25 protein-coding genes are annotated in these 25,533 nt (G+C 63.6%); 15 read left to right on the top strand and 10 right to left on the bottom strand.

What is annotated here, in order from left to right; all coding sequences use genetic code 11:
* Positions 1-16 precede the first annotated feature (16 nt).
* The 4 genes from EL2594_RS09060 to tsaD form a co-directional block, all read right to left on the bottom strand.
* Positions 17-1,759, bottom strand: coding sequence for a vWA domain-containing protein (locus tag EL2594_RS09060; RefSeq protein ID WP_011414755.1), 1,743 nt, complete (start codon positions 1,757-1,759; stop codon positions 17-19).
* A 79-nt stretch (positions 1,760-1,838) separates the two neighbouring features.
* Positions 1,839-3,341 carry a lipopolysaccharide biosynthesis protein gene (locus EL2594_RS09055; protein WP_011414754.1) on the bottom strand — a complete coding sequence of 501 codons (1,503 nt, stop codon included), beginning with the start codon at positions 3,339-3,341 and terminating at the stop codon, positions 1,839-1,841.
* Between the two features lie 62 nt (positions 3,342-3,403).
* Positions 3,404-4,396 (bottom strand): NAD(P)H-dependent glycerol-3-phosphate dehydrogenase, encoded by a 993-nt coding sequence (locus EL2594_RS09050; RefSeq protein ID WP_011414753.1) that lies wholly within the window; start codon positions 4,394-4,396, stop codon positions 3,404-3,406.
* Positions 4,393-5,427: a tRNA (adenosine(37)-N6)-threonylcarbamoyltransferase complex transferase subunit TsaD gene (tsaD, locus tag EL2594_RS09045; protein ID WP_011414752.1), complete on the bottom strand. Its 1,035-nt coding sequence runs from the start codon at positions 5,425-5,427 to the stop codon at positions 4,393-4,395. The genes EL2594_RS09050 and tsaD overlap by 4 nt, the downstream gene beginning before the upstream one ends.
* A 45-nt stretch (positions 5,428-5,472) precedes the next feature.
* On the opposite strand from tsaD, the gene hemC reads away from it, so the two are divergent.
* Genes hemC through EL2594_RS09030 form a run of 3 tightly spaced genes read left to right on the top strand, consistent with a single transcriptional unit; the run spans position 5,473 to position 8,061 of the window.
* A complete protein-coding gene (hemC, locus tag EL2594_RS09040; RefSeq protein ID WP_081432302.1) occupies positions 5,473-6,402 on the top strand; it encodes a hydroxymethylbilane synthase in 930 nt (309 codons plus the stop codon).
* Positions 6,399-7,088: a uroporphyrinogen-III synthase gene (locus EL2594_RS09035; RefSeq protein ID WP_011414750.1), complete on the top strand. Its 690-nt coding sequence runs from the start codon at positions 6,399-6,401 to the stop codon at positions 7,086-7,088. Before hemC ends, EL2594_RS09035 begins: the two co-directional genes overlap by 4 nt.
* A 52-nt stretch (positions 7,089-7,140) precedes the next feature.
* The gene (locus EL2594_RS09030; protein ID WP_011414749.1) at positions 7,141-8,061 is read left to right on the top strand and encodes a hypothetical protein; all 921 of its coding nucleotides are present in this window, start codon (positions 7,141-7,143) and stop codon (positions 8,059-8,061) included.
* A gap of 1 nt (position 8,062) precedes the next feature.
* Here EL2594_RS09030 and EL2594_RS09025 read toward each other — a convergent pair whose 3' ends face one another.
* A complete protein-coding gene (locus tag EL2594_RS09025; RefSeq protein ID WP_011414748.1) occupies positions 8,063-9,283 on the bottom strand; it encodes an FAD-dependent monooxygenase in 1,221 nt (406 codons plus the stop codon).
* 47 nt (positions 9,284-9,330) lie between these two features.
* Here EL2594_RS09025 and EL2594_RS09020 point away from each other — a divergent pair, with 47 nt between their 5' ends.
* Positions 9,331-11,436 (top strand): protein-disulfide reductase DsbD family protein, encoded by a 2,106-nt coding sequence (locus tag EL2594_RS09020; protein WP_041685221.1) that lies wholly within the window; start codon positions 9,331-9,333, stop codon positions 11,434-11,436.
* On the opposite strand, the gene EL2594_RS09015 is transcribed toward EL2594_RS09020, so the two are convergent.
* Genes EL2594_RS09015 through EL2594_RS09005 form a run of 3 tightly spaced genes read right to left on the bottom strand, consistent with a single transcriptional unit; the run spans position 11,351 to position 12,418 of the window.
* Positions 11,351-11,926, bottom strand: a complete 576-nt coding sequence (locus EL2594_RS09015) for a hypothetical protein (RefSeq protein WP_155806024.1) — start codon at positions 11,924-11,926, stop codon at positions 11,351-11,353. The two genes, EL2594_RS09020 and EL2594_RS09015, sit on opposite strands and share 86 nt — an antisense overlap.
* A gap of 22 nt (positions 11,927-11,948) precedes the next feature.
* On the bottom strand, positions 11,949-12,167 hold the full coding sequence (locus tag EL2594_RS09010) for a type II toxin-antitoxin system HicB family antitoxin (RefSeq protein ID WP_011414744.1): 219 nt from the start codon (positions 12,165-12,167) through the stop codon (positions 11,949-11,951).
* On the bottom strand, positions 12,164-12,418 hold the full coding sequence (locus tag EL2594_RS09005; protein WP_011414743.1) for a type II toxin-antitoxin system HicA family toxin: 255 nt from the start codon (positions 12,416-12,418) through the stop codon (positions 12,164-12,166). Before EL2594_RS09005 ends, EL2594_RS09010 begins: the two co-directional genes overlap by 4 nt.
* A 152-nt stretch (positions 12,419-12,570) precedes the next feature.
* Here EL2594_RS09005 and EL2594_RS08995 point away from each other — a divergent pair.
* Positions 12,571-13,742, top strand: a protein-coding gene (locus tag EL2594_RS08995) for an IS3-like element ISEli1 family transposase (RefSeq protein ID WP_155805911.1) whose coding sequence is annotated in 2 segments (ribosomal slippage) — positions 12,571-12,823 and positions 12,823-13,742 — 1,173 coding nt in all. Because the reading frame shifts where the segments join, the coding sequence is not laid out codon by codon here.
* Between the two features lie 86 nt (positions 13,743-13,828).
* On the opposite strand, the gene uvrB is transcribed toward EL2594_RS08995, so the two are convergent.
* On the bottom strand, positions 13,829-16,012 hold the full coding sequence (gene uvrB / locus EL2594_RS08990; RefSeq protein WP_011414742.1) for an excinuclease ABC subunit UvrB: 2,184 nt from the start codon (positions 16,010-16,012) through the stop codon (positions 13,829-13,831).
* 75 nt (positions 16,013-16,087) lie between these two features.
* Between uvrB and EL2594_RS08985 the strand changes: the two genes are divergently transcribed.
* The 9 genes from EL2594_RS08985 to EL2594_RS08945 all read left to right on the top strand — a co-directional run bounded on the left by EL2594_RS08985 (position 16,088) and on the right by EL2594_RS08945 (position 23,946).
* Positions 16,088-17,005: a hypothetical protein gene (locus EL2594_RS08985; RefSeq protein ID WP_011414741.1), complete on the top strand. Its 918-nt coding sequence runs from the start codon at positions 16,088-16,090 to the stop codon at positions 17,003-17,005.
* A 90-nt stretch (positions 17,006-17,095) separates the two neighbouring features.
* Entirely contained in the window at positions 17,096-17,638 is a 543-nt protein-coding gene (locus EL2594_RS08980) for a DUF3617 domain-containing protein (RefSeq protein ID WP_011414740.1), read from the top strand.
* Positions 17,629-18,222, top strand: coding sequence for a DUF3617 domain-containing protein (locus tag EL2594_RS08975; RefSeq protein ID WP_011414739.1), 594 nt, complete (start codon positions 17,629-17,631; stop codon positions 18,220-18,222). Before EL2594_RS08980 ends, EL2594_RS08975 begins: the two co-directional genes overlap by 10 nt.
* 59 nt (positions 18,223-18,281) lie before the next feature.
* A complete protein-coding gene (locus EL2594_RS08970; protein ID WP_011414738.1) occupies positions 18,282-19,067 on the top strand; it encodes an alpha/beta fold hydrolase in 786 nt (261 codons plus the stop codon).
* A gap of 54 nt (positions 19,068-19,121) precedes the next feature.
* Positions 19,122-20,549 carry a circularly permuted type 2 ATP-grasp protein gene (locus EL2594_RS08965; protein ID WP_011414737.1) on the top strand — a complete coding sequence of 476 codons (1,428 nt, stop codon included), beginning with the start codon at positions 19,122-19,124 and terminating at the stop codon, positions 20,547-20,549.
* A 13-nt stretch (positions 20,550-20,562) separates the two neighbouring features.
* Positions 20,563-21,507 carry an alpha-E domain-containing protein gene (locus EL2594_RS08960; RefSeq protein WP_011414736.1) on the top strand — a complete coding sequence of 315 codons (945 nt, stop codon included), beginning with the start codon at positions 20,563-20,565 and terminating at the stop codon, positions 21,505-21,507.
* The gene (locus tag EL2594_RS08955) at positions 21,507-22,322 is read left to right on the top strand and encodes a transglutaminase family protein (RefSeq protein ID WP_011414735.1); all 816 of its coding nucleotides are present in this window, start codon (positions 21,507-21,509) and stop codon (positions 22,320-22,322) included. Before EL2594_RS08960 ends, EL2594_RS08955 begins: the two co-directional genes overlap by 1 nt.
* 36 nt (positions 22,323-22,358) lie before the next feature.
* Positions 22,359-23,099 carry a proteasome-type protease gene (locus tag EL2594_RS08950; protein WP_011414734.1) on the top strand — a complete coding sequence of 247 codons (741 nt, stop codon included), beginning with the start codon at positions 22,359-22,361 and terminating at the stop codon, positions 23,097-23,099.
* 187 nt (positions 23,100-23,286) lie between these two features.
* The gene (locus EL2594_RS08945) at positions 23,287-23,946 is read left to right on the top strand and encodes a response regulator transcription factor (protein ID WP_011414733.1); all 660 of its coding nucleotides are present in this window, start codon (positions 23,287-23,289) and stop codon (positions 23,944-23,946) included.
* Positions 23,947-23,977: 31 nt separating this feature from the next.
* Here EL2594_RS08945 and EL2594_RS08940 read toward each other — a convergent pair whose 3' ends face one another.
* A complete protein-coding gene (locus EL2594_RS08940; protein WP_011414732.1) occupies positions 23,978-24,637 on the bottom strand; it encodes an extensin family protein in 660 nt (219 codons plus the stop codon).
* Positions 24,638-24,749: 112 nt separating this feature from the next.
* On the opposite strand from EL2594_RS08940, the gene EL2594_RS08935 reads away from it, so the two are divergent.
* Positions 24,750-25,529, top strand: a complete 780-nt coding sequence (locus EL2594_RS08935) for an SDR family NAD(P)-dependent oxidoreductase (protein ID WP_011414731.1) — start codon at positions 24,750-24,752, stop codon at positions 25,527-25,529.
* Positions 25,530-25,533: the final 4 nt, after the last annotated feature.

Here is a 25,533-nt window from a genome sequence, read left to right as displayed (position 1 = left end):
CGTCAAGGGAAGGGGGTCAATCGCCGCCTTGGCTGCCTTCGCCTGCGTTCCGACCCATGCTGCCCGCGAGCGAGGTGAGCTTGACGAACTCCTGTCGCCAGAAGTCCTGCTGCGTGCCGGCCAGCCGGGCGAGATCGTCATAGGCGAAGTCACCAAGCATCGGATCGCCGCGCAGTTTCTGTCCGAAGCCCGCGACCGCGCTGGCAAAGGCAAAGTCGCCACGCGGCATGGTCGCCGTACGCAAGGTGCTGGCGGGGAGGACATAGTCGATCAGTTTCGATGTCTCGCCGTCGGGCATCTTGTAGCGCAGCTTGACATACGCTGCTTCCTCGGCGCGCTCGGACGCGGCCTGCGCAGGCCTGTCGCCGTAGCGCAGCGGCGGGATCCAGCCCTTGGTGCCGACCGGCACGACTTCGTAGATCGCGGTGACCTGATGCCCGGCACCGATGTCACCCGCATCGACGGCATCGTTGTCGAAATCCTCGTCGCGCAGCGCGCGGTTTTCGTAGCCGATCAGGCGGTACTGGCTGATGACGGCCGGGTTGAACTCGACCTGAATCTTAACATCCTTGGCGATGGTGAAGAGGGTGGAGGACATTTCGTCGCCCAGCACCTTTTTCGCTTCCAGCGCGCTGTCGATATAGGCGTAATTGCCGTTCCCGTGATTGGCGATCTGTTCCATCATCGCCTCGTTGTAATTGCCGGTGCCGAAGCCGAGCGTGGTCAGCGTGATACCGCTGTCGCGCTTTTTCTCGATCATCTCGATCAGCGCGTCGCGGCTGGATACGCCCACATTGAAATCGCCGTCGGTGGCCAGGATCACGCGGTTGACCCCGCCTTCGATAAAATTGTCCTCGGCGATCTGGTAGGCGAGCTGGATGCCCGCGCCGCCCGCGGTCGATCCGCCCGCCTGCAGCTGGTTGAGCGCAGCGCGGATCTTGCGGGTGTCGTTGGTCGGCTCCAGCACCAGGCCGGCAGCCCCAGCATAGACGACGATCGAGACCTTGTCCTGCGGCTGCAATTCACCTGCGAGCCCTGCCAGCGCGGTCTTCACCAGCGGCAATTTATCCGGGCGGCCCATCGAGCCGGAGACGTCCATCAGGAACACGAGGTTGGCCGGGGGTCGCTCGCTGCGTTCGATATCGTATCCGGCAAGGCCGATGCGGATCAGCCGCGTATCCTCGTTCCACGGCGTGCGCGCTGCGTCGAAATTGACTGTGAATGGCTGCGAGCGGTCCTGTGGGCGGTCGTAATCGTAACGGAAGTAGTTGATGAACTCCTCGGTCCGCACGGCGGCCTTGGGCGGCATCTGGCCCTGGCTCAGGAACCGCCGCGCATTGGCATAGGCGCCAGTGTCGACATCGACAGAAAAGGTGGAGAGCGGCTCGACTGCCGCGATCTTGACCGGCGAGACCTCTTCGCCGTCATAGCGCTCGCGATCCTCGGGCTGCGGCACGATGACCGGCATGACATAGCGGTACTCGCGCCCAGCGGCCTCCGCCGGCTGGCCGCTCGTGTCGGGCGCTACGGCTGCTTCGGAGGCAATCCTGCTCCCGCTTACGACGACAGCCTGCTGCGCAGCGTAGGCCGGAGATGGCGGCGGCGGAGGAGGAGGTGGTGGGGGTGGTGGCGATGCATCGCTGGAGCGATCGGCCTTGCTGCCCGTCACGACGATACGCTCGCCTTCGCTCGATTGCGATGCGCAGCTGGCAAGCGCGACCGCGAGCATACTCACAGTGGCAAAACGGATGATACGCATCAGGCAGTCCCTCCCAAGTGATACCGTAACCCGTGGCTCAGCATCGACCAATGGCGTGAATGCCTACTGAATGCGTGTGTCAGCTTTGTGCAGGATTGGAGGGCGGGGCTGCGTCGGCGTCGCTCTCGCCGCCCAGATTCCGGCGGAAAAGCATGCGGTCTTCGGGCCCGAACCCGCGCCGCCAGATGACATAGCCGTAGGTGCACAGGATAAGCGGAATGCCCACCACCAGCTCGACCCATTCGAGCGCCGGGGGAAGCTGTGTGATCAACCAGCCGACGAGGACCGCAGGCGCTGCCGCCCACACCAGCGCCCAGCGCCAGTTGTTGACCGTGTGACCGAGAATGCTGGCCAGCAGCAGCGCCTTTACCAGAGAGGCCGCGCCAAGCGCCAGCATGAGCGAAATCGCTGCGCCTGCCGCCATGAAACCGTCGCCCCAGGCGTAGCGTTCGATCATCAGCAAAGCCCCGACCGTCAGGCCTGCCTGCAGCGCGATCGTGCCGAGCGAAATCCACATGTTGCGGACCCGTGCGACATAGACCAGCGCCGCTTCCGAAACGACGGCGGTGGCCGCCACGACTTCGGCCGCCAGCAGGAATGCGAGCGCCCCGGTACCGCCGACAAATTCCGGTCCGATCAGGCCCATCACGGCTTCGCCCGGTATGCCGAGCGCCAGCGCGATCCCCGCCTGCGCGGCGATGATCCAGAACCCGACCTGGCACACCTGTTTGGCGATGGCGGCGTAATTCTTGACCTTGAGGTTCTTGGTGATGACCGGGCCCAGCACCGGTTCGAAACTGGTCTTGAGCTTCTGCGGCAGGCTCGCGACCTGCTGCGCCATGTAATAGATCCCCACGGCTGCGGGGGAGGCGAAGAAGCCGAGGATGAAGATGTCGAGCCGCCGCGTTCCCCATTCGACGGCATCGGTTGCCGCCAGCGGCAGCGCGCGGGTCAGCATGCGCCACATGGAGACAGGATGCGGACGCCAGCCTCTCGGCAGGCCATAAGTGCGCAGGAACGGCCATAACGCCGTAACCAAGCCGGCGTAGATCGAGACAATATAGGCCAACGCGAGGCCGGCATCGGGCATCCAGAAATAGAAAAGACCCGCCATGATCGAAATGGTCCATGGCTCGACCACGGCACGCGCGCGCACAGTCGTTGCGATGTCGAACTTGTAGGCTTGCGCGGCGAGCGCGATCTCGGTCAGCGCGTAGCCGGGTATGGCCACCACCAGCAGGATATCGAGTTCGCTGTTCATCCCGTTCGGGAACATCGGCTGCGGGAAGAGATAGAGGATCGTCGCGACGATACCCGACAGCATCAGCGCGACAACGAAGCCGTCGAGCACCAGATTGGCCTGATGCTCTTCGCTTTCGGCCAGACGCTGCGCCAGGCCGCGCTTCTCGCCCATGGAGCACACCAGTGCGAGCAGTTCGACGACGATCAGCGCCGAAGCGAACCGCCCGACGGCATCGGCTCCGTAGAGCCGCCCGGCGAGAAACAGGAAGGGTAGCCGCGCGACCAGACGCAGGATGAAGCCGAAGAAATTGGTCCGCCCGCCCTTGGCGAGCGCAGCCATGTCGCCCGCGCTGTCGTCCGGGGCAGGCGGTTTGGTGGGCGGGCCGGGCGGCGGAGTAATGCTCAAGCGTCGGACTCGTGCTCGGCGCGCAGCGGGCGAGCGAGCAGCTGTGCGACCACGGCCTGCGCGTCTGCACCGGCGATAATGCGATTGACCGCCTGGACGATCGGCATATCCACGCCCTTCGCTTCGGCCAGTTCGGCCAGCACGGGCGCGGTGTAGGCACCTTCCGCCACCGTTGTCCGGTCGGCCATCAGGTCTGCCGCTGTTCGCCCTTCGCCCAATGCCTTGCCGAGCGAGAAGTTGCGGCTGGAGGTGGAGGAACAGGTCAGGACGAGATCGCCTAGCCCGCACAGGCCCGCAAGCGTCTCCGCCTGCGCTCCCAGAGCCTCGCCGAAGCGCAGCATTTCGGCATAGCCGCGCGCGATCAGCGCCGCGCGGGCATTCTGGCCGAGCCCGAGCCCGTCGACCACGCCGCAGGCAATGGCGAGCACGTTCTTCACCGCGCCGCCGATCTCCGCGCCGCTTACATCGTCGCTGTAATAGGGACGGAAAGCAGGCCGCGCGATAAGCGGCTTCAGCCGTTCCCATTGCTCACGGCTGCTGCAAGCCAGCGTTACGGCGGTCGGCAGGCCTGCCGCGACCTCATGCGCGAAGGTCGGACCGGAAAGGATTGCGATCTCGCTGTCGGGGCAGGCTTCGGCGGCCACATCGTTCATGAGCCGCCCGGTGTCCTGCTCAATCCCCTTGCTGCACAGTACGAGGTCGCGCGGATTTTCAGGGAGCGTTTTCAACACTGCGCCCATATGCTGCGCGGGCGTGACCACGAGTAGAGTGGGAATGGCGGAGAGATCGGAGACCTCGCCTGTAGCCTTAATGTTTTCGGCCAGCCGGGCACCGGGCAGATAAATGCTGTTGAGATGATCGGCGTTGACCTCGGCCACGACCTCGCTTTCTCGAGCCCACAGCAAGACATCTTGCCCGTCGCTGGCGAGCATCTGCGCAAGCGCGGTGCCCCATGCGCCGCCGCCGAGGACTGCGATTTCTGCCGTCACGCCTTCACTCCCGCCCCGCGTACCGGCTCCGCTTCCGGATCGAGCGGCCAGCGCGGCCGCGCGCGGAAATCGAGCGGATCGTCCTGTTCCAAGTCTAGCCGCTCGCACCCGGCCCAGCCAATCATGGCCGCATTGTCTGTGCACAGCGCCAAGGGCGGCGCGACGAAGCGCATCGAGCGATCTGCTGCAAATCCTTCCAGCGCTGCGCGGATCGTCTGGTTGGCTGCAACACCACCCGCAACGACGAGCGCAGGGGGCCAGTCATCCCCGCCCAACGCCACTTGCAAGCGATCCAGAATGCAATCGACCGCTGCCTGCTGAAAGCTCGCTGCGATGTCTGCGTCCTCATGATCGCCGCTTTCCTTGGCTCGCAACACCGCGCTCTTGAGGCCTGCAAAGCTGAAATGCGGCTCTGCGCTGCCCAGCATCGGGCGGGGGAGAGGCACAGCCTGCGCGTCGCCGTCGCGCGCCAGCTTTTCGACCGCCGGCCCGCCGGGATAGCCAAGGCCAAGGATCTTGGCGGTCTTGTCGAAGGCTTCGCCGAGTGCATCGTCGATGGTGGTGGCGAGGCGGCGATATTGACCCACGCCTTCGACCAGCAGGATCTGGCAATGCCCGCCCGAAACGAGCAGCAGGGCATAGGGAAATTCCAATTCGGAATCGGCCAGCCGCGAGCTGAGCGCATGGCCTTCCAGATGGTTGATCGCGATCAGTGGCTTGCCCGCCGCCATGGCGATGGCCTTGGCGCTGACCAGACCGACCATCACGCCCCCGATCAGGCCCGGGCCGGCCGTCGCGGCAATCGCGTCGAGGTCGGCGTAGTCGACGCCCGCTTCTTGCATCACCGCTTCGATCATCGGCGCGAGTCGCTCGGCATGAGCGCGCGCGGCGATCTCGGGTACCACGCCGCCATAGGGTGCATGCGCCTCGTCCTGCGAAGCGATATGCTGCGCCAGTATGGTGCGATCGGTGGCGACCAGCGCGGCCGCAGTTTCGTCGCAGCTCGATTCTATGCCGAGGACTATCCTCATGCGGCTTCCCCTTAGACGAAGCTCTCGCTAGGGCAAGCGAACCGCATGAGTGAGACGCCCATCCTCCGCCTCGGAACCCGCACTTCTCCGCTCGCCATGGCGCAGGCGGTGGAGACCCGCAATCGCCTCTGCGCGGCGCACGGCTGGGACGAAGAGGCGGTCGAATTGGTCCCGGTGGTGGCGAGTGGCGACAAGATTCAGGATCGCCCGCTGGCCGAGATCGGCGGCAAGGCGCTGTGGACCAAGGAACTCGACGCCTGGCTGGGCGAGGGCCGCATTGATGCGGCGGTCCATTCGATGAAGGATGTCGAGACGTTCCGGCCCGAGGCCCTGCATATCGCCGCCATCCTGCCACGCGAGGACAAGCGCGATGTGCTGGTCGGCGCGGCCGGGATCGAAGACATTCCAAAGGGCGCGAAAGTGGGCACCAGCGCGCCGCGTCGGGCGGCGCAGATGCTCAGTCTCAGACCCGATGTAGAGGTCGTGACTTTCCGCGGCAATGTCGCCACCCGGCTCGGCAAGCTGGAGGCGGGGGAGGCGGACGTGACCTTGCTCGCTGCCGCCGGGCTCAAGCGGCTCGGCGAACTGGACATCGGTAGCCCGCTCGAGCTCGACGAATGGCTACCGGCTGCGGCGCAGGGGGCGATCGGCATCGAGTGTCGCGCGGACGATGCCGGGGCCCGCGCGCTTCTTTCGCCGATCGATCACGCGCCATCGCGCGCCGAGATCATGGCCGAACGCGCACTGCTCGCAGGACTGAACGGGACCTGCCACAGCCCGATCGCCGTTCTCGCTGAGGCGATGGGAAATCGGCTGTCGATCCGCGCTACGCTCTACAGTCCGGATGGAACGGACAAGGTAGCGGGTGAAGGCGAACTCGCACTGGCCGACTACGCTGCGATCGAGCGGCTTGCTGCCGACTTGCTCGATCGCGCCAGCCCGGCGATCCGCACCGTATTCGGCGGGGCCGCATGAGCCGACCCGTCTTTGTCCTGCGCCCGGAGCCCGGTCTCACCACCACTCTCGTGGCCGCTTTCGAGAGAGGCCTGAACGCGCGCGGGATGCCGCTGAGTACGGTCGAACCGGTCGCATGGAGCGCGCCAGCCAAGCCTTACGAAGGCCTGCTGATCGGCAGCGCCAATGCTATTCGCCACGCGGGCGACGAACTGGCAAAGATCGCGCACCTGCCCGTCCTCGCGGTCGGCGAAACGACCGCGCAGGTCGCGCGCGAGGCGGGGTTGAAGGTAGAAATGGCCGGGACGGGCGGCCTGCAGAAAGTGCTCGAAGGTTTGGCAGCGGATCCGCGCTCGCTTTTGCGGCTGGCGGGAGAAAAGCATCTTGAGCTCGAATTGCCGCCGCAGATCGAAGTGGATACGCGGATCGTCTATCGCGCCTCCTACCGGCCTCTGAATGAAGCGCAGGCCGGCCTGCTCGACGCGGACGCCGTCATGCTGCTCCATTCGGGCGAGACGGCCGCCCATTTTTCTCAGGAATGCGAACGGCTTGGGCTCGACACATCGAAGCTTTCTCTGGTCGCGATGGTGCCCAGGATCGCGGAAATGGCTGGAAAAGGCTGGAAAGCTCTCCACACCGCCGCATCGCCAACCGACGACGCAGTGTTGGAATTGGCAGCCGAGCTGTGCCAGAACCCCCGGGCATGAATGACAGATCGCGCAGCACGAGGCGCGGCAGCGGGTCACAGAACGGAACGGGATGAACGATTTTCTGACGCAGTCCAGGCAGGGCGGCTCTTTCCGGGCGATTCTCGGCGTGGCGCTGATGATCCTCCTCATCGGTGCCGCCGTGGCGGGTTATTTGTGGTGGCGACCAAGCTTCGATAGCGTCGCGATCGAAGAGGAAACGCCGCAGGCGCAGGTCGCCGATCTCGATCCCGAGGAATCGCTTGCCGATATCACGCCCGCGCCTTCGCCCAGCGCGCGGGCATCGCAGGCGGTGCAGGAAGCGACCGAAGCCGTCGAACGGGTGGCCGAGCAGCAGGGCGGTCTCGAACAACGCCTCGCCGCTGCCGAGCAGCGCCTCACCCAGCTCGACCTCCAGGCGCAGGCCGCCGCCGGCAATGCCGCGCGCGCCGAAGGCCTGCTGATTGCCTTCGCTACCCGCAGGGCCATCGAGCGCGGGGCCGAACTCGGCTTCCTCGCCGACCAGCTGCGGCTGCGTTTCGGCGATGCGCTGCCCAATGCGGTGCGCACGATCATCTCGATGTCGCGCGACCCAGTGACGATGGACCAGCTGATTGCGCGGCTCGAAGGGCTCGAGCCGCAATTGCGCACTGTCGACGAAGAGCCGAGCCTGGCGCGCCTGCGCAGGGAGCTCAGCGAGCTCTTCATCGTGCGCCGTGAAACCGCGCCTTCGCCGCAGCCCGTCCGCCGGATGGAACGGGCCCGCCTGTTCCTCGAAAGCGGGCGTTACGAAGCCGCAATCGAGGAAGTGCAGAACATGCCCGGCGCCCCGGCGGCGGAGCGCTGGATCGCCGACATGCGCCGCTATGCCGCAGCCCAACGCGCGCTCGACCTGATCGAGACCGCAGCCGTGCTCGAACCGCGGCGCTTGCGCGATGGGGCAGGCAACCGCATCGGCCAGCCGAGCCCGGTGCAGGAAACCGTAGAGCAGTAAATTACGCGCGGTGGCGCAGCAGTTCGGGCCGCTCGCCGGTCACGCCGCGCGCTTCGTTCATGAAGAAATCCTTGAGCCAGCCGGTGCGCTGGACGCCGCCCATGCCGAGCCGCCGCACCGCCGAAGCGAGCTTGCCGGGCACGCCGAACAGCCGCGTCAGGCCATCGGTCGCCGACATCACCATCAGCGCATCGAGCGCGCGCCATTCCTCGTATTTCTTGAGCATCTGCGCATCGCCGGGATCGAGGCCGAGCCTGCGGCCCTCCGACAGCACTTCGACCAGCGCGCCGACATCGCGCAGGCCGAGATTGAAGCCCTGGCCCGCAATCGGATGCATGCCGTGCGCGGCGTCGCCAACCAAAGCCAGCCGGTCGCCGGTCAACCTGGACGTGTGCTGGAAGCTCAGCGGATAGGATGATCGCTTGGAATTCAGGCCGATTGTGCCGAACATGCGATCCATGCGATCGTAGACTTCGGCCAGGAACGCGCGGTCAGACAGCTTGAGAATGCCTTCGGCATCGGCCTCGTCTACTGTCCACACCAGCGCGCTGCGATGCTGGCCGTTTGGCCCGTCGAGCACGGGCAGCAGCGCAAAAGGCCCGTCGGGATAGAAGATCTCCCAAGCCACGTTTTCGTGCGGCTTCTCGTGATCGAGCCCGACGATAATCGCGCGATGGCTGTAATCCCATTTGGCGAGGTTGAGGCCCTCCTCCTCGCGCGTCGGCGAACCGCGACCCTCGGCGGCGACCATCAGGTGGCCCTTCAGCACAGTGCCGTCGGCCAAGGCCGCGCTGGCACCGAACTCGTCACGCTGGCGATCGACGATCTCGGCAGGAGCATGCCACGCAATGTTCTCTTCCGCGCGCGCTGCATCGAACAGAGTAACCCTGAGGGTGCGATTGGCGAACATCCGACCAAGCGAGTCTTCGTGCGGTTCCGGCTGGAAGTCGATCCGGCCGGGCTTCATCTGGTCGGAGACGGCGATGGAATCGATCGGGCAGCCATGCGGTTCGAGCGTGTCGGCGAGGCCGATATTTCGAAACAGGTTCCAGCTTGCAGTGGAGATTGCCGTGGCCCGTCCGTCGAACCCGTCCGCCGTCACATCCGCCGGATCGGCGCGGTCGACGACATGGCTGGTGAAGCCGCGCCGCGCCGCTGCCAGCGCCAGCGTCATCCCGACAAGCCCGCCGCCCAGGATCAGCAGATCGCGTGTTTCGGCCATGGAATTCCTTTGCATTCAAACTTACATGGCGCAGTAGGACCGAAGTGATGCCCTCCGCAAGATCGACCTTCAGCCGCATTGCCGCTCCCATGTTCGCGCTTCTGGCGCTGCTGCTCGCTGCGCTGGCGGCAGTCCCTGCTGCGGCGCAGGGGCAGAACATTCGCGTGGCGCTGGTGGCCGAGGGGCCGGTTGCGCCGGGCGGCGAGACGACACTCGCTTTCAAATTTGCGCCGGTGTCCGAGGAATGGCACGGCTATTGGGCCAATCCGGGCGATGCGGGCCTGCCGATGCAGCTGGAGTGGGACCTGCCCGAAGGTGTGTCCGTCGGCGAGCCGCTCTATCCCACACCCAAGCGGCTGGTGATCGACGGGCTGATGAACCACATTTTCGAGGGCGATTATGCGGTGCTGCTGCCGTTGCGCCTGACCGAGGATTATGCGGGGCCGGATGTCTTGCAAGTGTCGGTCGAAGCCTTCTACCTTGCCTGCACTGACCAGATCTGCGTGCCCGAGGACGCGCAATTGCAGGTGTCGATCCCGGTTGGCGAGAGCACCGCTTCAGGCACCGAATTCGCGGCATTCCGTAGCGCGCTCGCCCCGCTGATCGACAGCACGGCGCGGTTCGAGCAGACCGCCAGCCTGCTGCGTCTCGCCATCCCGCTCCCGGCAGCCGTCGATCCGGGAGAACCGCATGTCTTTATCGCCAATCGCGACCTGGTGAATTACGTGCAGGCGCAGGGCTTTCGCCGCAATGGCGACTGGCTGATCGCCGAAATCCCACTGGCGCGGACGGGGGAGCAGCCGGAAACCGTCGAAGGCATCGTCAGGCTGGGGAGCGGACAGGGTCTGCGCTTCGTCGCCGAGGCGGGCGAGGTGCCAAGCGGCGACCGTGTCCTGATGGCGCGCGATGCCGAACTGCCCTCGCTCTGGCTGCTCTTGGGCGGAGCGTTGCTCGGAGGGCTGATCCTCAACATCATGCCCTGTGTCTTCCCGATTCTGAGCCTGAAGGCGCTTAGCCTCGCGAAGGCTGGCGCCGGAGCCCAAGAGGCGCGGATGGAAGGCCTCGCTTACACCGCAGGCGTGATCCTCGCCTGTGTTGCGCTGGGCGGCGCAATGCTGGCCTTGCGCGCGGCGGGCGAGCAGGTTGGCTGGGCTTTCCAGTTGCAGGAGCCGGGTGTCGTCGTCGCGCTGCTGGTGTTGGCGAGCCTAATCACCGCCAACCTGCTCGGCTTTTTCGAATTGCCGGGCCTGTCGATTTCGGAAGGCAGCACCCCGCGCGGAGCCTTTTCGACCGGGCTGCTGGCGGCGTTCGTTGCGACGCCTTGCACAGGCCCCTTCATGGCAGCGGCGCTCGGAGCGGCGCTGCTTCTGCCCGCAGAAACCGCACTGCTACTTTTCGCCGTCCTGGGGCTGGGCCTTGCGCTCCCGTTTCTCCTGCTCGGCTTTATACCTGCATTTCGACGATTACTGCCGAAACCGGGCGCTTGGATGGAGACATTTCGCAAGGTGCTCGCCGTTCCGATGGGGCTGACCGCGCTGGCGCTGGTTTGGCTGGTCTGGCGTATCGGGGGCGTCGGTTTCGCGCTCTCGGCGATGTCGATCGCCTTCATCGCAACTTTGGCAGCCGTGCTGTTCCGTGGCCGTAACCAGCGATTGCGTGGAGCCGTGACGGCACTTGGCGCGGTGCTGATGGCTGTCGGGGTGTTGGCGAGTTTCGAATCGCCGACGCGAGCGCAGGCCGAGACGGTCCTTGCAAGCAAGCCATTCACCCTAGCAGCGCTCGATGAAGCGCGCGCCTCCGGTGCACCGGTGTTCGTCTATTTCACCGCCGACTGGTGCGTCAGCTGCAAGGTCAACGAGCGGGTCGCGATCGAGCGCGAGGCGACCCGCGAGGCGTTCGAGCAGGCAGGTGTTACTACGCTGCGCGGCGACTGGACCCTGCGCCAGCCCGAGATCACCGAATTCCTCAACGCCCAAGGCGTCGCCGGGGTGCCGCTTTACCTGTGGTACGATCCCGGTGTGGCCGAGCCGCGCCAATTGCAGCAATTGCTGGGCCCTGACAGCCTCGTCACTTTGGCGCGCGAGGCTGGTCCTCGGGCGGCTCGTCGTCCGGAAGGTCGCGTTCGGCCTCTTCCGCGTCAGGCGCAACGCTAGGGCGGCATGCATTGACCAGCTCGCGGATGCGCGGGCTCGCCTTCAGCATGACCGATCCTGCCCCCGGGATGGTCGCCTCGACATCGCGCTGGCCGGTCAGAGTGTTGAGATCGGGGCTGTCGGCGGCAATCGACCCCTGCCACAACCACGCCCGCCCGGTATCGGTCGCATCGACCGGAAAACGCGCGACGTGAAAATTGCCGACCAGGCTCATCATCGCCTGGGCGTTGCGATCGGCCGGTGTGAAACGAGTGAAGACCAGCACCGGTTCGCCGCCCGAGCGGTCGCAGGCAACGGCGAGAAAGGGCGTCTCGCCCGGAACGCCATAGAGCAGCCGCTCCGCCTGATCGCTCGGCGCCCACAGTGCATCGCTGGCATCGGGCGAGGGCAACGGCTCCGATGCCTCCGGCACCGTTTCCTCGACCAGCCCGCGCTCCAGGTAATCGTCCGCCGCCGGCGGCTGGCAGGCGGTCGAGATTAGGAGTGTCAAAGCGGCGAAAGAACGAAGCAAGTCAGGCGTAGATCGCGGGGCGATAGCGCGGCTCGGGGATCGGCATTCCGCGTTCGGATGCTGTCTCAAGCCAACCTTGGATCGCATCGTTGATGTTGGCAATCGCTTCGCTGCGCGTGTCACCATGCGCAGAGCATGGTTTCAGGTCCGGAACATCGGCGATCCAGCACTGGTCCTCTCCGGACCAGAACAGATTGATATGATAGTGAGGCTCGTTCACGGTCCGATATATAGGCCGTGTTCCTCCACCAGTTCAAGAAATTCGCGAATTTGGTAGGGTTTCGCATCTTTGCCCGAAGGTTGGACTGGGAGCGGGCGCGGCACGTCTGGATGGACCCAGATTTTGTGACTGCCCTTCGTCCGGTCATGCTCGAAACCGAATGCCTTGAGCAGCTTTTCGAAATCGCGAAAGCTGATGCTGGCGCGCGGATTATCGAGCAGTTTCGCGTAGAGCTTTTCGATGCGGGTCATGGCTGCCTCGTTTGATATGCAGCCAACCAACAATACAAACGCGACCTGTGTGTCAAATAACACAGAGTTATATTTTCGTCTCAGAGTGACGTGACCCCCTGATTTTCCTCCAAGTTGGATTAGAGTCCGGCCCTGACAGAAGGACGGACGAGATGAAGAGAACGAGGTTTTCAGAAGAGCAGATCATCGGCGTGCTCAAGGAGGCGGAGGCGGGAGCGAAGACCGCCGACCTGGCCCGGCGACACGGGGTTTCGGAAGCGACGATCTACAACTGGAAGTCGAAGTATGGTGGGCTGGAGGTGTCTGATGCCCGGCGGCTCAAGGAGCTCGAGAGCGAGAACGCCAAGCTCAAGCGCCTGCTGGCCGACACGATGCTGGACAAAGCGGCGTTGAAGGATCTTCTGGCAAAAAAGTTCTGACGCCCGCCGCGCAGCGGGAAGCTGTCGCTCATCTTCAGGCATGCCACGGGATGAGCGAGCGGCGGGCGTGCCGTGTCATCGATGCCGATCGCAAGAGCGTGCGTTACCGTTCCACCCGGGGCGATGACGCCGATCTGCGTGAGAAGCTGCGCGAGCTGGCCAACCAGCGACGGCGGTTCGGCTATCGCCGTCTGCACATCCTGCTGCGCCGGGAGGGGATCATGATCAACCGGAAGAAGACCCAGAGGCTCTACAAGGAGGAAGGCTTGGCGGTGAGGCGTCGACGCAGTCGCAGGCGCGCAGTCGGCACGAGGGCACCTGCTCCGGTGCTCGCCTTACCGAACCAGCGCTGGAGCCTGGACTTCGTGCACGACCAGATGGCGTCGGGCAGGAGGTTCCGGGTGCTCAACGTGGTCGATGACGTGACAAGGGAGTGTCTGGCAGCGGTGCCGGACACGTCGATCTCTGGTCGCCGTGTCGTTCGAGAGCTGACCGAGCTGATCGCCCAGCGTGGCAAGCCCGGCATGATCGTCAGCGACAACGGAACCGAGCTCACCAGCAACGCCGTGCTGGCATGGTGCGGCGAGATCGGCGTCGAGTGGCATTATATCGCGCCCGGAAGGCCGATGCAGAATGGCTATGTCGAGAGCTTCAACGGTCGCATGCGGGACGAACTGCTCAACGAGACGCTGTTCATGAGCATGGCCCATGCCCGTGTCGAGATCGCCGCCTGGGTGGATGATTACAACCGGGAGCGACCGCACTCATCGCTTGGCTACGCAACACCGGCGGCGTTCGCCGCCGAACTGGATAAGCAATGGCCTGCTTCGCTACGCCCTACGGGCTCCACTACGCAGCCCATTGCTTCAATCGCGCTTATGCGCAAAACAACCGCCCGGCTCTAATCCCAGCTGGGGGAAAGCTGGGGGTCACGTCAAGAGCCTTCTTATAACCCTCTTAGCGGGCTCTTAAAATTTTTTTATCCCCAGCATCACCGCATCTTCCGCTGCGTCTTCCCGTATCGCATCTTGCGCGTGCCGGGTTTGCCTTCGTTGCTGCGCCCGACCAGCGGCGCTTTCTTCTCGCTGTCGGACAAGCCGAGCTCATCGTTTTCGAGCCGCCGGATTTCATCGCGCAGGCGGCCGGCTTCCTCGAACTCGAGATCGGCGGCGGCTTCGCGCATGCGCTTCTCGAGGTCTTCGATGTAAGCGCGCAGGTTGTGGCCGACGAGGTTGTTGCGCTCGTCATCGCCGGTGTCGACAGTCACGCCGTCCTGCGAGGCCGTGTGCGCGACGATATCGGCGATCTGGCGCTTGATCGTTTGCGGCGTGATGCCGTGTTCCTCGTTATAGGCGCGCTGCTTCTCGCGGCGGCGTTCGGTCTCCGCCATGGCGCGTTCCATGCTGCCGGTGATGCGGTCGGCATAGAGGATAACCTTGCCATCGACATTCCGCGCGGCCCGGCCGATGGTCTGCACCAGCGAAGTTTCGGAGCGCAGGAAACCTTCCTTGTCGGCGTCGAGGATGCACACCAGCCCGCATTCGGGGATGTCGAGCCCTTCGCGCAGCAGGTTGATGCCGATCAGGACGTCATAGACGCCCAGCCGCAGGTCGCGGATCAGCTCGATACGCTCCAGTGTCTCGACATCCGAATGCATGTAGCGGACCTTCACCCCCGCCTCGTGCATAAACTCGGTCAGGTCTTCGGCCATCCGCTTGGTCAGCGTGGTGACGAGCGTGCGATATCCTTTCTTCGCGGTTTCGTTGCACTCGTTGATGCAGTCCTGCACCTGGTCCTCGACCGGGCGGATTTCCACGGGCGGATCGATCAGGCCGGTGGGGCGAATGACCTGTTCGGCGAACACGCCGCCGGTCTGCTCCATCTCCCAGTTTCCGGGCGTCGCCGAAACACAGAAGGTCTGGGGGCGCATCGCGTCCCATTCGTTGAAGCGGAGCGGGCGGTTGTCGATACAGCTGGGCAGGCGGAAGCCGTATTCGGCCAGCGTCAGCTTGCGCCGGTGGTCCCCGCGCGCCATTGCGCCGATCTGCGGCACCGTCTGATGGCTTTCGTCGACGAACAGCAGCGCGTTCTCGGGCAGATATTCGAAGAGCGTGGGCGGTGGTTCGCCGGGCAGGCGGCCAGTGAGGAAGCGCGAATAGTTCTCGATCCCTGCACAGCTTCCCGTGGCCGCAATCATCTCGAGGTCGAAATTGGTGCGCTGCTCCAGCCGCTGGGCTTCCAGCAAGCGGCCTTCCGCGTGCAGTTCCTTGAGCCGCTCCTGCAGCTCGAACTTGATCGCTTCGCTCGCCTGTTTCATCGTCGGACCGGGCGTAACGTAGTGCGAATTGGCATAGACCCGCACGCTGTCGAGGCTCGCGCCTTTTTCGCCGGTCAACGGATCGAATTCGTTGATCTCTTCGATATCGTCGCCGAAGAAGCTGACCCTCCAGGCCCGGTCTTCGTAGTGGCTCGGGAAAATCTCCAGATTGTCCCCGCGCACGCGGAACGTGCCGCGCTGGAACGCTGCATCGTTGCGCTTGTATTGCAGAGCGACGAGCTTGCGGATGAGCTCGCGCTGGTCGACCGTCTCGTCCTTCTTGATATCGAAGATCATCGCCGAATAGGTCTCGACCGATCCGATACCGTAGAGGCAGGATACCGAAGCGACGATAATCACGTCGTCGCGCTCGAGTAGCGCGCGAGTGGCCGAGTGGCGCATCCGGTCGATCGCCTCGTTCACGCTCGACTCTTTCTCGATATAGGTGTCCGAGCGCGGGACGTAGGCTTCCGGCTGGTAATAGTCGTAGTAGCTGACGAAATACTCGACCGCGTTGTGGGGGAAGAAGCTCTTGAACTCCCCGTAAAGTTGCGCGGCGAGGATCTTGTTGGGGGCCAGCACCAGCGCCGGGCGCTGGAGCGTCTCGATCACCTTGGCCATGGTGAAGGTCTTGCCGCTCCCGGTCACACCGAGCAGTGTCTGAGTCTTTTCGCCTTCGCGCGCGCTTTCGACCAGTTCGGCGATGGCAGTCGGCTGGTCACCCGCAGGTTCGTATTCCGACACCAGTTCGAACCTCTTGCCCGGCATCGACTTTTCGGGCCTTGCGGGGCGGTGCGGGGTGAATTCTTCCCCGGTCTCGGGCTCATCCAACCCGCGCCTGATCACCAATTCTGCCATGATGTGTCGATATGGCGCATGTCGCCACCGGTGCAAGCTCTTGGTGGCTGGAAAGTGACGCGCTAGGCAACATTCATGGGAACGCGTCTCAATCCCCTGACGATCTGGCGGCTCGACCTGCGCGAAGAGGGCAGGGTATTGCGTCTACGGTCATTCGCGCGAGGCCGTTCACTGCTTGCGGTCGAATTCTTCGAGAAAGACGATCGTGCGTGCTTCGATGCCATGCTCGGCTGGATGCAGGGCGGTGCTCCACCGGCGCATCCGGCGGATCCGGCGACGATCGCGCGTTGGCTCGCGTCGGGCCTGTTGGTGACCGAGGCGGAGTGGTCGCCCTTGCATGAGCAGGCGACGCCAGAACTCGGCGACGGGATGAAACTCGCTGCCCGGCTGATGCCAAGCCTTGCTCCCTTGGTCGAGGCGGAGCCGATCTGCGATCTGTCGTGGCCCGAATCCCTTGCAGAGCTGCGGCATCAGGCTTTCGTCGAGGTACCCCCCATCCTTCAGTCCGAAAACCTCAACCTGGTGCGCGACTGGTACGGGCTCCTGCATGACGACGAATGGAGCCGCTTCGAACAGGGGCGGGAGGGCCGCCGAGGGATCCATGGCGATCCGGTCGGCGTCGCCATCATGCGCGAGCTCTGCCCCCGCATTTCGGAATTGTTCGAGCAGGACCTGCAACCATCCTACGCCTTTGCCGTCCAGTATCACGGCGGCAATGATCTGCCGCCGCACACCGACCGCGAACAGTGCGAAATCACCGTGAGCTTGCTGATCGAGCATTTCTCCGACGAGCCGCGCGAACCCGCCGCATGGCCGATCATCCTGCACCCGGGGACAACCGGGGAGCTACGCATCGAGCAACCTGTCGCGGGCGGCGTCGCCTTCAAGGGGCGCGAGATGGAGCATGCCCGCCTCCCGCTGCCAGCCGGGGAAACCGCGCGCTATCTCTTCCTGCACTACGTTGACGCCGATTTCGCCGGGCCGCTCGACTAGGTCTGCAAATTGCCGACTATGCCGCCCTAAGGGGTTCCCGTGTCGCCAGAATTGGTTATCCTCTCTCACGGATTGATTGGGGAGAAGACGATGCGTTCGATTATTGTGGTGGGTGCTGCACTCGGCCTGACACTTTCAGCATGCAGCGACAGCAGCGCGCCGGAGAGCGTCGAAGACATGGCCGATGCCGCCGCTTCGATGGAAAAGCCGGAACCGGGGGAATACGAAACCACTACCGAACTCATCACTTTCGAAGTGCCCGGCATGGGCGAGCAGGAAGCGCAGATGGTCCGCGGTATGATGGAAGCCGGCATGACCCAGGCCACCAAATACTGCCTGACCGAGGAGGAAGCCGAGAAGGGTTTCGAAGAGGCGATCCGCGAAATGCAGAGCGGCGAAAGCAAGGATGATTGCACCTTCGAGCGATTCGACGTGTCCGGCAATACGATCGACAGCCAGATGAAGTGCGACGACGGCGCGGGCAATGTCGGCAATATAGCGATGACCGGCACGGTTTCGCCGACCACCAGCGACATGACCATGGAGTTCGACCAGACTTCCGAGGACATTCCCGGCGGCTCGATGAAAATGAAGGTCAATATGAAGTCGCGGAAGATCGGGGAATGTTCCTGACCCGAGCACTGGCGTCCGCCGCGGCGCTCGGCGGTTGTGCGGCGCTCCTTGCCGGCTGCGGCGAGGAGCAGCCGCTGACCGACGAGGCCGTGCTGAGCGAAGCGCGAGAGCTGGAGCGGCCGCGCGCAGGGCTCTACACCACCACGACCGACCTGGTTGAATTCAGCGTTCCCGGTCTCGCGCCCGAACAGGCTGACCGGATGCGTATGCAGATGTCGGGCCTGTCGGACGAAGCGCAGCCCTATTGCCTGACCGAAGCGGAAGCGGCGAAGGGCTATGAAGACATGCTGCGCGAAATCGGCGAAGCGGCCAACAACATGAGCTGCACTTTCTCGCGTTTCGACGCCGACCCGCCACGCCTCGATGCGGAACTCGGATGCAGCGGTCCGATGGGGGTGTCCGCCGAAATCGCCATGGCGGGCACGACCACAGCCGAAGGTTTCGACCTGACGATGGACATGGAAGCCAACAATCGCATGATCCCGGGCGGAAAAATGGAAATGCGCATGGCGATCAAATCTGCACGGATCGGCGAATGTTCGGGCCAAGACCTCGCCGATGCGGAGGCGACCGCTGCCGAATAAGGCGGAACCGCAGCGTTAGCGCAGCATTCATAGTGCCGTGGGCATTATGTGACAGTTCTATGGCAACGCGCGCTCCCCTTCGCGAAAACCTTCGCCTTCCTTTCAAGGCGGGTGAACTGACACGTCGTCTGGAACTGGCCCGCGAGGATAACCCCGAAGTTGTCGATGGGCCGAAACGGGGGCATCTGTTGCGCGAGGCGCTCTGGATGCTCGAGCCCGTGCGCAGGCCCGTGCGGCAGTGGCGCAAGCCATTCGCGCTCGCGCAATCGGCCAACCCCAAGACCGTCATGGTCCTGCCCGGCTTTGCCACTCATCCGGTGCGCATGCGCTATTTCGCCGGGACGCTCGAGAGAGCGGGCCATACGGTCAAGCGCTGGGGACTGGGGTTCAATTGGGGGCCGACGGAAGAGAATTTCGCGCAATTGGAGCGCAGGCTACTCGATCTCCGCCGTCGTTCCGGGCAGAAAATCCATATGGTCGGTTGGAGCCTCGGCGGCCTGTTCGCGCGCGAGCTGGCCAAGAAACACCCTTCGGTCGTGGCGCAGGTCATCACCATGGGGACGCCCTTTTCCTATTCGCCCCGCGCCAACAACGCGTGGCGGATTTACCAGTTCGTCGCCGGGCACCGGGTCGACCAGCCGCCGGTGGGCGGCGTGATCGCGGAAAAACCGCCTGTGCGCACCGTCGCCCTGTGGAGCCCGAACGACGGAATTATCCATCCGCGCGCCGCATGCGGCAAGCCGGGAGAGCGCGATCTGGCCATCCCGCTGCGCTGCGGCCATCTCGGTTTTGCCTATTCGGAAGAGTCGATTGCTGCCGTCGCTCGGGAACTGGAACGCGATTAGTTCCTTGAGTCCATAGAGCGGTCCGCTATCCTCCGCTCGACGAACGGGGATTGAATGTCCGGACCGGGCCAGAATTTCGATGAACGCAGCGAGGCAGACGGAGAGATCCGTGACGCCTACCGCGACTATGACGCGTGGTTTCAGGCACAGGACACCAAATGGCTTCTGCGCAAGCACGATGATGCGGAAACCGCGTTTCGCCGTACCGGCATTACCTTCAACGTCTATGGTGAAGACGAGGCCGAGGAACGGCTGATCCCGTTCGATATGGTCCCGAGAATCATTACCTCGCCCGAATGGCGACGATTGAGCCGCGGGATCGAACAACGCGTCAGTGCGCTCAACGCCTTCCTTCACGACCTTTATCACCGGCAGGAAATCATCCGCGCCGGGCGCATCCCCGAACGCCTGTTTCGCAACAACGAGGCTTGGCTGCCCGAGATGGTAGGCTGCACGCCCCCGGGCGGCGTTTACACGCATATTGTCGGCATCGACCTTGTCCGCACCGGGCCGGACGAATTTTTCGTGCTGGAAGACAATGCCCGCACGCCCTCCGGCGTCTCCTACATGCTGGAGAACCGCGAGACGATGATGGCGATGTTCCCGGAACTGTTTACGCAGGTTCCGGTCGAGAGTGTCTCCACCTATCCGCGCCGCCTTGCGCGCAGCCTTGCGGCTTGTGCGCCGGAGGGGACATCCGGCAAGCCGACCGTCGCGGTCCTCACGCCCGGCATCTACAACAGCGCATATTTCGAACATGCGTTTCTTGCCGACCAGATGGGTGCGGAACTGGTCGAGGGCAGCGATCTGCGAGTGATCGACGGTAGGGTGCAAATGCGCTGCACCACGGGCTACCGGCCGGTCGATGTTCTTTATCGCCGTGTCGACGATGACTATCTCGATCCCCTTACCTTCAACCCGGACAGCATGCTCGGCGTGCCGGGCATTATGGATGTCTATCGCGCAGGGCGTATAACCATCGCCAACGCGCCGGGCACGGGAATTTGCGACGACAAGGCGATCTATTCCTTCATGCCCGAGATCGTCGAATTCTACACTGGCGAGAAGCCGCTGCTACCCAATGTCGAGACCTGGCGCTGCGCCGATCCGGAAAGCCTGAAGTACGTCCTCGACAATCTCGACGACCTTGTGGTGAAGGAGGTTCACGGATCGGGCGGCTATGGGATGCTGATCGGCCCGACGGCTTCCAAAAAGGAAATCAGGGAGTTTCGGACCAAGCTGGAAGCGAGGCCGGAGAACTACATCGCGCAGCCGACCCTGTCGCTTTCGACATGCCCGATCTTCACCAAAAAGGGGCTCGCGCCGCGTCACGTCGATCTGCGGCCCTTCGTGCTGGTCAATCCCGATGGGATCGACATCACCCCAGGCGGCCTGACGCGGGTTGCGCTCAAGGAAGGCTCGCTGGTGGTGAATTCCAGCCAGGGCGGCGGAACCAAGGATACTTGGGTGCTCAAAGAATGACGGTGGCCCCGCCATGCTAGGCCGGACAGCCAACAGCCTGTTCTGGACGTTCCGCTATCTCGAGCGGGCGGAGAACACTGCGCGGCTGCTGGATGCCGGGATACGGATGGCACTGACCCGCGATCTCGCCACTGCCGAAGGGGAATGGCGATCGGTTATCGAGACGGCGGGGCGCCGTTCCGCTTTCGAAGAGCATCATGGCACCTATACCGGCATCCAAGCCTGGAACTTCATCTTGCGCGACAAGCACAACCCGATGGACGTGATGGACATGTTCGACGGTCTTCGCAGCAATGCCCGGACGGCGCGCATCGCGATCAGCAGTGACCTGTGGGATGCGATCAATGATAGCTGGATGCTGATGAAGGAGATGCTGGCGAAACCTGTCGGTCAGCGCGCAATCGGCGATGTCATCACGGCCATCCGCCGGGCCGGTACGCAAATCCATGGTGCGATGGAGGTCTCCAAATTACGCGATGCGGGCTATCATTTTGCTCGCGCCGGGACCTTTATCGAGCGCGCGGACAGCACCGCACGTATTCTCGACATAAAATATTACCTGTTGCTACCCTCGCTTTCGTATGTCGGCTCGAGCCTCGACACCGGTCAGTGGGAAAGCGTGCTGCGCTCGGTCTCCGGCGACCGCGCCTTTCGCTGGCTGCATGCGGGACAGATCGATGCGCGCGGCATCGTCGATTTTCTCGTATTGGATAACCGCTTTCCGCGCAGCCTCGCGTTCTGCCACAGCGAACTGCGCGAAGAACTGCGATGCCTGGCGCGCTTTCACGAGCACGAAGGCACATCCAACGAACTGATGCGTGAGGCCGACATGCGCCTCGCCGATTTGTCGGTCGAAGATATCTTCGACCAGGGCCTCCACCAATTCCTGCTCGATTTCATGAGCGCCAACGCCAAGATCGCCGAAGCAATCGGCGAAGATTATCGGTTCCACGCCTGATGCGCCTTTCAGTACGCCATACCACCAACTACACCTTTACCGAACCGCCGGTACACGGGCTGCAGCGCCTGCGATTGACGCCCAAGTCGACGCAGGGGCAGGAAGTGCTCGACTGGACGATGCGGTTCGAAAATGCGTCGCAGGAACTCGAATACGAGGATCAGCACAGCAACACAGTAACGCTGATATCGGTGCAGCCCGACGCCAAGCATGTCGCAGTCGAATGTATCGGCACGGTCGAAACCGACGACAAGCTGGGCGTGATCGGCAAGCATTCAGGACATCTGCCGCTGTGGTGCTTCATGGGGCAGACGCGGCTTACCCGCCCGGGTCCAAAGCTGCGAGCCTTTCTGCGCGACATCGATCATTCGGGCGAGAACAAACTCGATTTTCTGCACCGCCTGTCCGATGCGATCAGGGACGAAGTCGACTACACGATCGGTTCGACCGGCGTCGGCACCACAGCGGAGGAAGCGGTCGAACGGGCCCAGGGCGTATGCCAGGACCACGCGCATATCTTTATCGGGGCCGCACGCGAGGTCGACATACCGGCGCGCTATGTGAGCGGCTATCTGATGATGACCGACCGCGTCGACCAGGATGCGACCCATGCGTGGGCCGAGGCATATATCGAGGAATTGGGATGGGTAGGCTTCGATATCTCCAACGGCATCAGCCCCGATCCGAAATATATCCGGGTCGCCACCGGCCGCGACTATCGCGACGCGGCCCCGATCACCGGAATGAGCCTGGGCGGCCAGAGCGACGGCATGTCTGTGGATGTGGCCGTCGAACAGCAGACAACCGAGCAATAGCACGCTAAGCGAGGCGCGAGTTTCGGAGCGTATAGCATGACTTATTGCGTCGGCATGGTGCTGGAAAAAGGGCTGGTGTTGATGAGCGACACCCGCACGAATTCGGGCGTCGACAACATTTCCTCCTTCCGCAAGATGTTCCACTGGGCGGTGCCGGGTGAGCGGATCATCACGGTGATGTCGGCCGGTAATCTGGCGACGACGCAAGCCGTGGTGAGCCAGCTGGAAGAGCGGACCAAGGCACCCGGCGAGCGCGAAAATTCGCTCCTCGGCATGCCGACCATGTTCACCGTCGCAACCGAGATCGGCAAACTGCTTCGCGAAACGATAGCAACCCAGCAGGATGCGAATGGCAGAAGCGGTCGCAATCGCTTCACGGCGTCGATCATTCTCGCGGGCCAGATCGCCGGCATGGAGCCTCGCCTTTTCCTGATCTACCCGGAAGGCAATTTCATCGAAGCGAGCAGCGACACGCCTTTCTTCCAGATCGGCGAGCTCAAGTATGGTCGCCCGATCATCCTGCGCGGCTATGATCGGGAGATGAGCTTCGAAGATGCGGTCAAGCTGCTGATGGTGTCGTTCGATTCCACGCTGAAGGCCAATCTTTCGGTCGGAATGCCGCTGGACCTGATGGTAATAGAACGCGATGGTTTCACGCCCTCGCATACCAACCGCATCACCTCGGAAGACCCCTATTTCCAAGAGATTTCGTCGAGTTGGGGCGATGCTCTGCGCACAGCGTTTCATTCGCTGCCGGATTACCGGATAAGGAAATAAGTACATCTGCGTAGAGAATTTCCTCTAGCAGCGATTGCGGTGCGGTAATTCCCCTAGAAAAGCTCCATTTCGGACAGTTTTCATCGGGATGAGTCTTCGCAATTCCCGAATTCGATTTGTCCGATTGCATCCAGTATCGGCGTATTGCGAATTTTTGAGGCGCCGGTTGCGCTCCATCGTTCCAGGCATGGAACACCGCCTTACCCTTCACATCATCGATAGCGACACCCGCAGCCGAGCCGAATTGGCGCGGACAGGCTTTGCCCTTGGCCACCATGCCGAGGTCTACGGCTCGCTTCCCGAACTGTTCGAACATCATCCCCGCGAAGGTCTGATCATCGCGCGCGACGACCCTCGGCATGTCAGCGTAACGGAAACGATCGAGCAGATGACCGATCACGGCGTCTGGCTGCCCGTCATCGCCGCGGATAGCCAGCCAACGACTGCGCGTATCGTAGCGGCGATAAAGGCGGGGGCGCTCGATTACGTGACCTTGCCGATCGAGGCCAACCGCTTTGCTGCGATGCTGCGACGGACCGGCAGCGAAGCCGTGCACCAAGCCGCGATTCGGCGGCGGATGCTCGAGGCCCGCAAGCGGATCGAGACCCTGTCCAACCGCGAGCGCGAAGTGCTCGAATGGCTGACGGAGGGCAGCAGCAACAAGGCCATTGCGCGCGAACTCGATATCAGTCCGCGGACGGTCGAAATCCATCGCGCCAACATGATGACCAAGCTCGGGGCCCGCCATGCTGCCGAGGCTGTGCGACTCAGGCTGGAAGCCCAGATCGAGCATTCCTTGGAGAGTGGGGGGGCGGAGTCCGAACTCCGTCGCAGCTTGGCAAGCTAGCGATCATGCGTGCCGCTCTTCGCAGCGGCCCCTAACGGCAGAATTTCGAGCTACCCCATTCGAGGTGCAGATGGTCGCGGTGCGCCGAATTGTAATCGGGACCCAGAACGGTCCCGAACCTTTTGCAGGCACTCCGCTGCACCACGCGCAGGAACTCGCGCTCTTCGCGGGTGCCATCATTCCAGTCGCCCAGAACGCTGATGCGGCGGCCATCTTCCAGCACGAACGCTGCCACATCCACCGCCTCTGCCCGCGAATGGGCCGATCGGCGCGCGGTGCCCGCCACGTTGCGGCAGGCATAGCTGCCCATGGTTTCGATCCGGCGGAGCGGGCTGCCGAGGATTTGTCGTGCCGCACGGTCCACGCCGTAGCGCGCCCAGCCTGAGAGTGCCTCGGCTGTCGGACACGTCACCGGCCCGAGATTGGCAATACTCAGCGGCTCGCGGTCGCCCTGCAGCGTCTCGATATTGACAGTGTTGAGCTGCGAACAGCCGGCCCCGAAATAGCGGTCGGGCAGGGGGGAGAACCGAGAGCCGGTCGAGCCGAGCTTGGTAAGGCACTGCTGCCCTCCGGGACTGACGACCACGGCGCGGTCGGGCGCACGCGACGAGGCCTGCTTACCGCTGCTGTCGGGCAGCACGTTGCAGGCACCCAGCGCAAGGCCGAGGAGGAGGGCGATCCCGATCCGCATGGCCCGATAATCGCAAGTCTTGGTTAACACAGTCCTAAGTGCCCGCGAGGATGCGCCGGAAAGAAAGTGGGTGTCGACCGTTGGAAGGCAAAGCATGAACGGGAGACACAGCATGCAGCGTTTCACTGGCAAGACCATCATCGTCACCGGCTCCTCCAGCGGCATAGGCGAGGGCATCGCCCGCGCGTTCGCGGCAGAAGGCGCCAATGTCGTCCTCAACAGCCGCAATCGTGCCGATTGCGAGAAGGTTGCCGAAACGCTCGATGCGGAGCGGACCTTGATTGTCGAGGGCGACGTGTCCGAGCCTGAGTTTGCAAAGGAGATCGTCGCCAGAACGGTCGAGCGCTTCGGCAGGCTCGACGTGCTCATCAACAATGCCGGCGTGGCCTATTCGGGGCCGCTCAAGGATACGCCCGACAAGCAGATCGATCGGGTGATCGATATCAACGTCAAGGGCGTGCTTTACCTGAGCCGCGAAGCGATCCCGGAGCTGGAAAAGACCAAGGGATCGATCACCAACATTTCGAGCGTGTCCGGGCTGGGCGGCGATTGGGACCTGCCGGTCTATAATGCGTCGAAGGGGGCTGTGACCAACCTTACCCGCAGCCTTGCCCTGCAGCTTGGCCGCAAGGGCATCCGCGTCAATGCGATCAACCCCAGCATTACCCGCTCCGACATGACCGATGCCATCACCGAGAACGACGCGCTGGTGAAAGCTGCGCTCAGGCGCATGCCGTTGGGCCGCGTGGCCGAGCCGGAGGACATTGCCGGGCCGACGCTGTTCCTCTCGTCCGACGAGGCCCGTTTCGTCACCGGCGTAAACCTCGCAGTCGACGGCGGGGTCACCGCATCGAACGGCCAGCCCAATTTCGCTGCCGAAATGGCGGGCTAGGGCG

This window comes from Erythrobacter litoralis HTCC2594 (assembly GCF_000013005.1).
GTDB classification, from domain to species: domain Bacteria; phylum Pseudomonadota; class Alphaproteobacteria; order Sphingomonadales; family Sphingomonadaceae; genus Parerythrobacter; species Parerythrobacter litoralis_A.
Note: the sequence above shows the minus strand (reverse complement) of the source record. Positions and strands in the feature narration are given on the sequence as shown.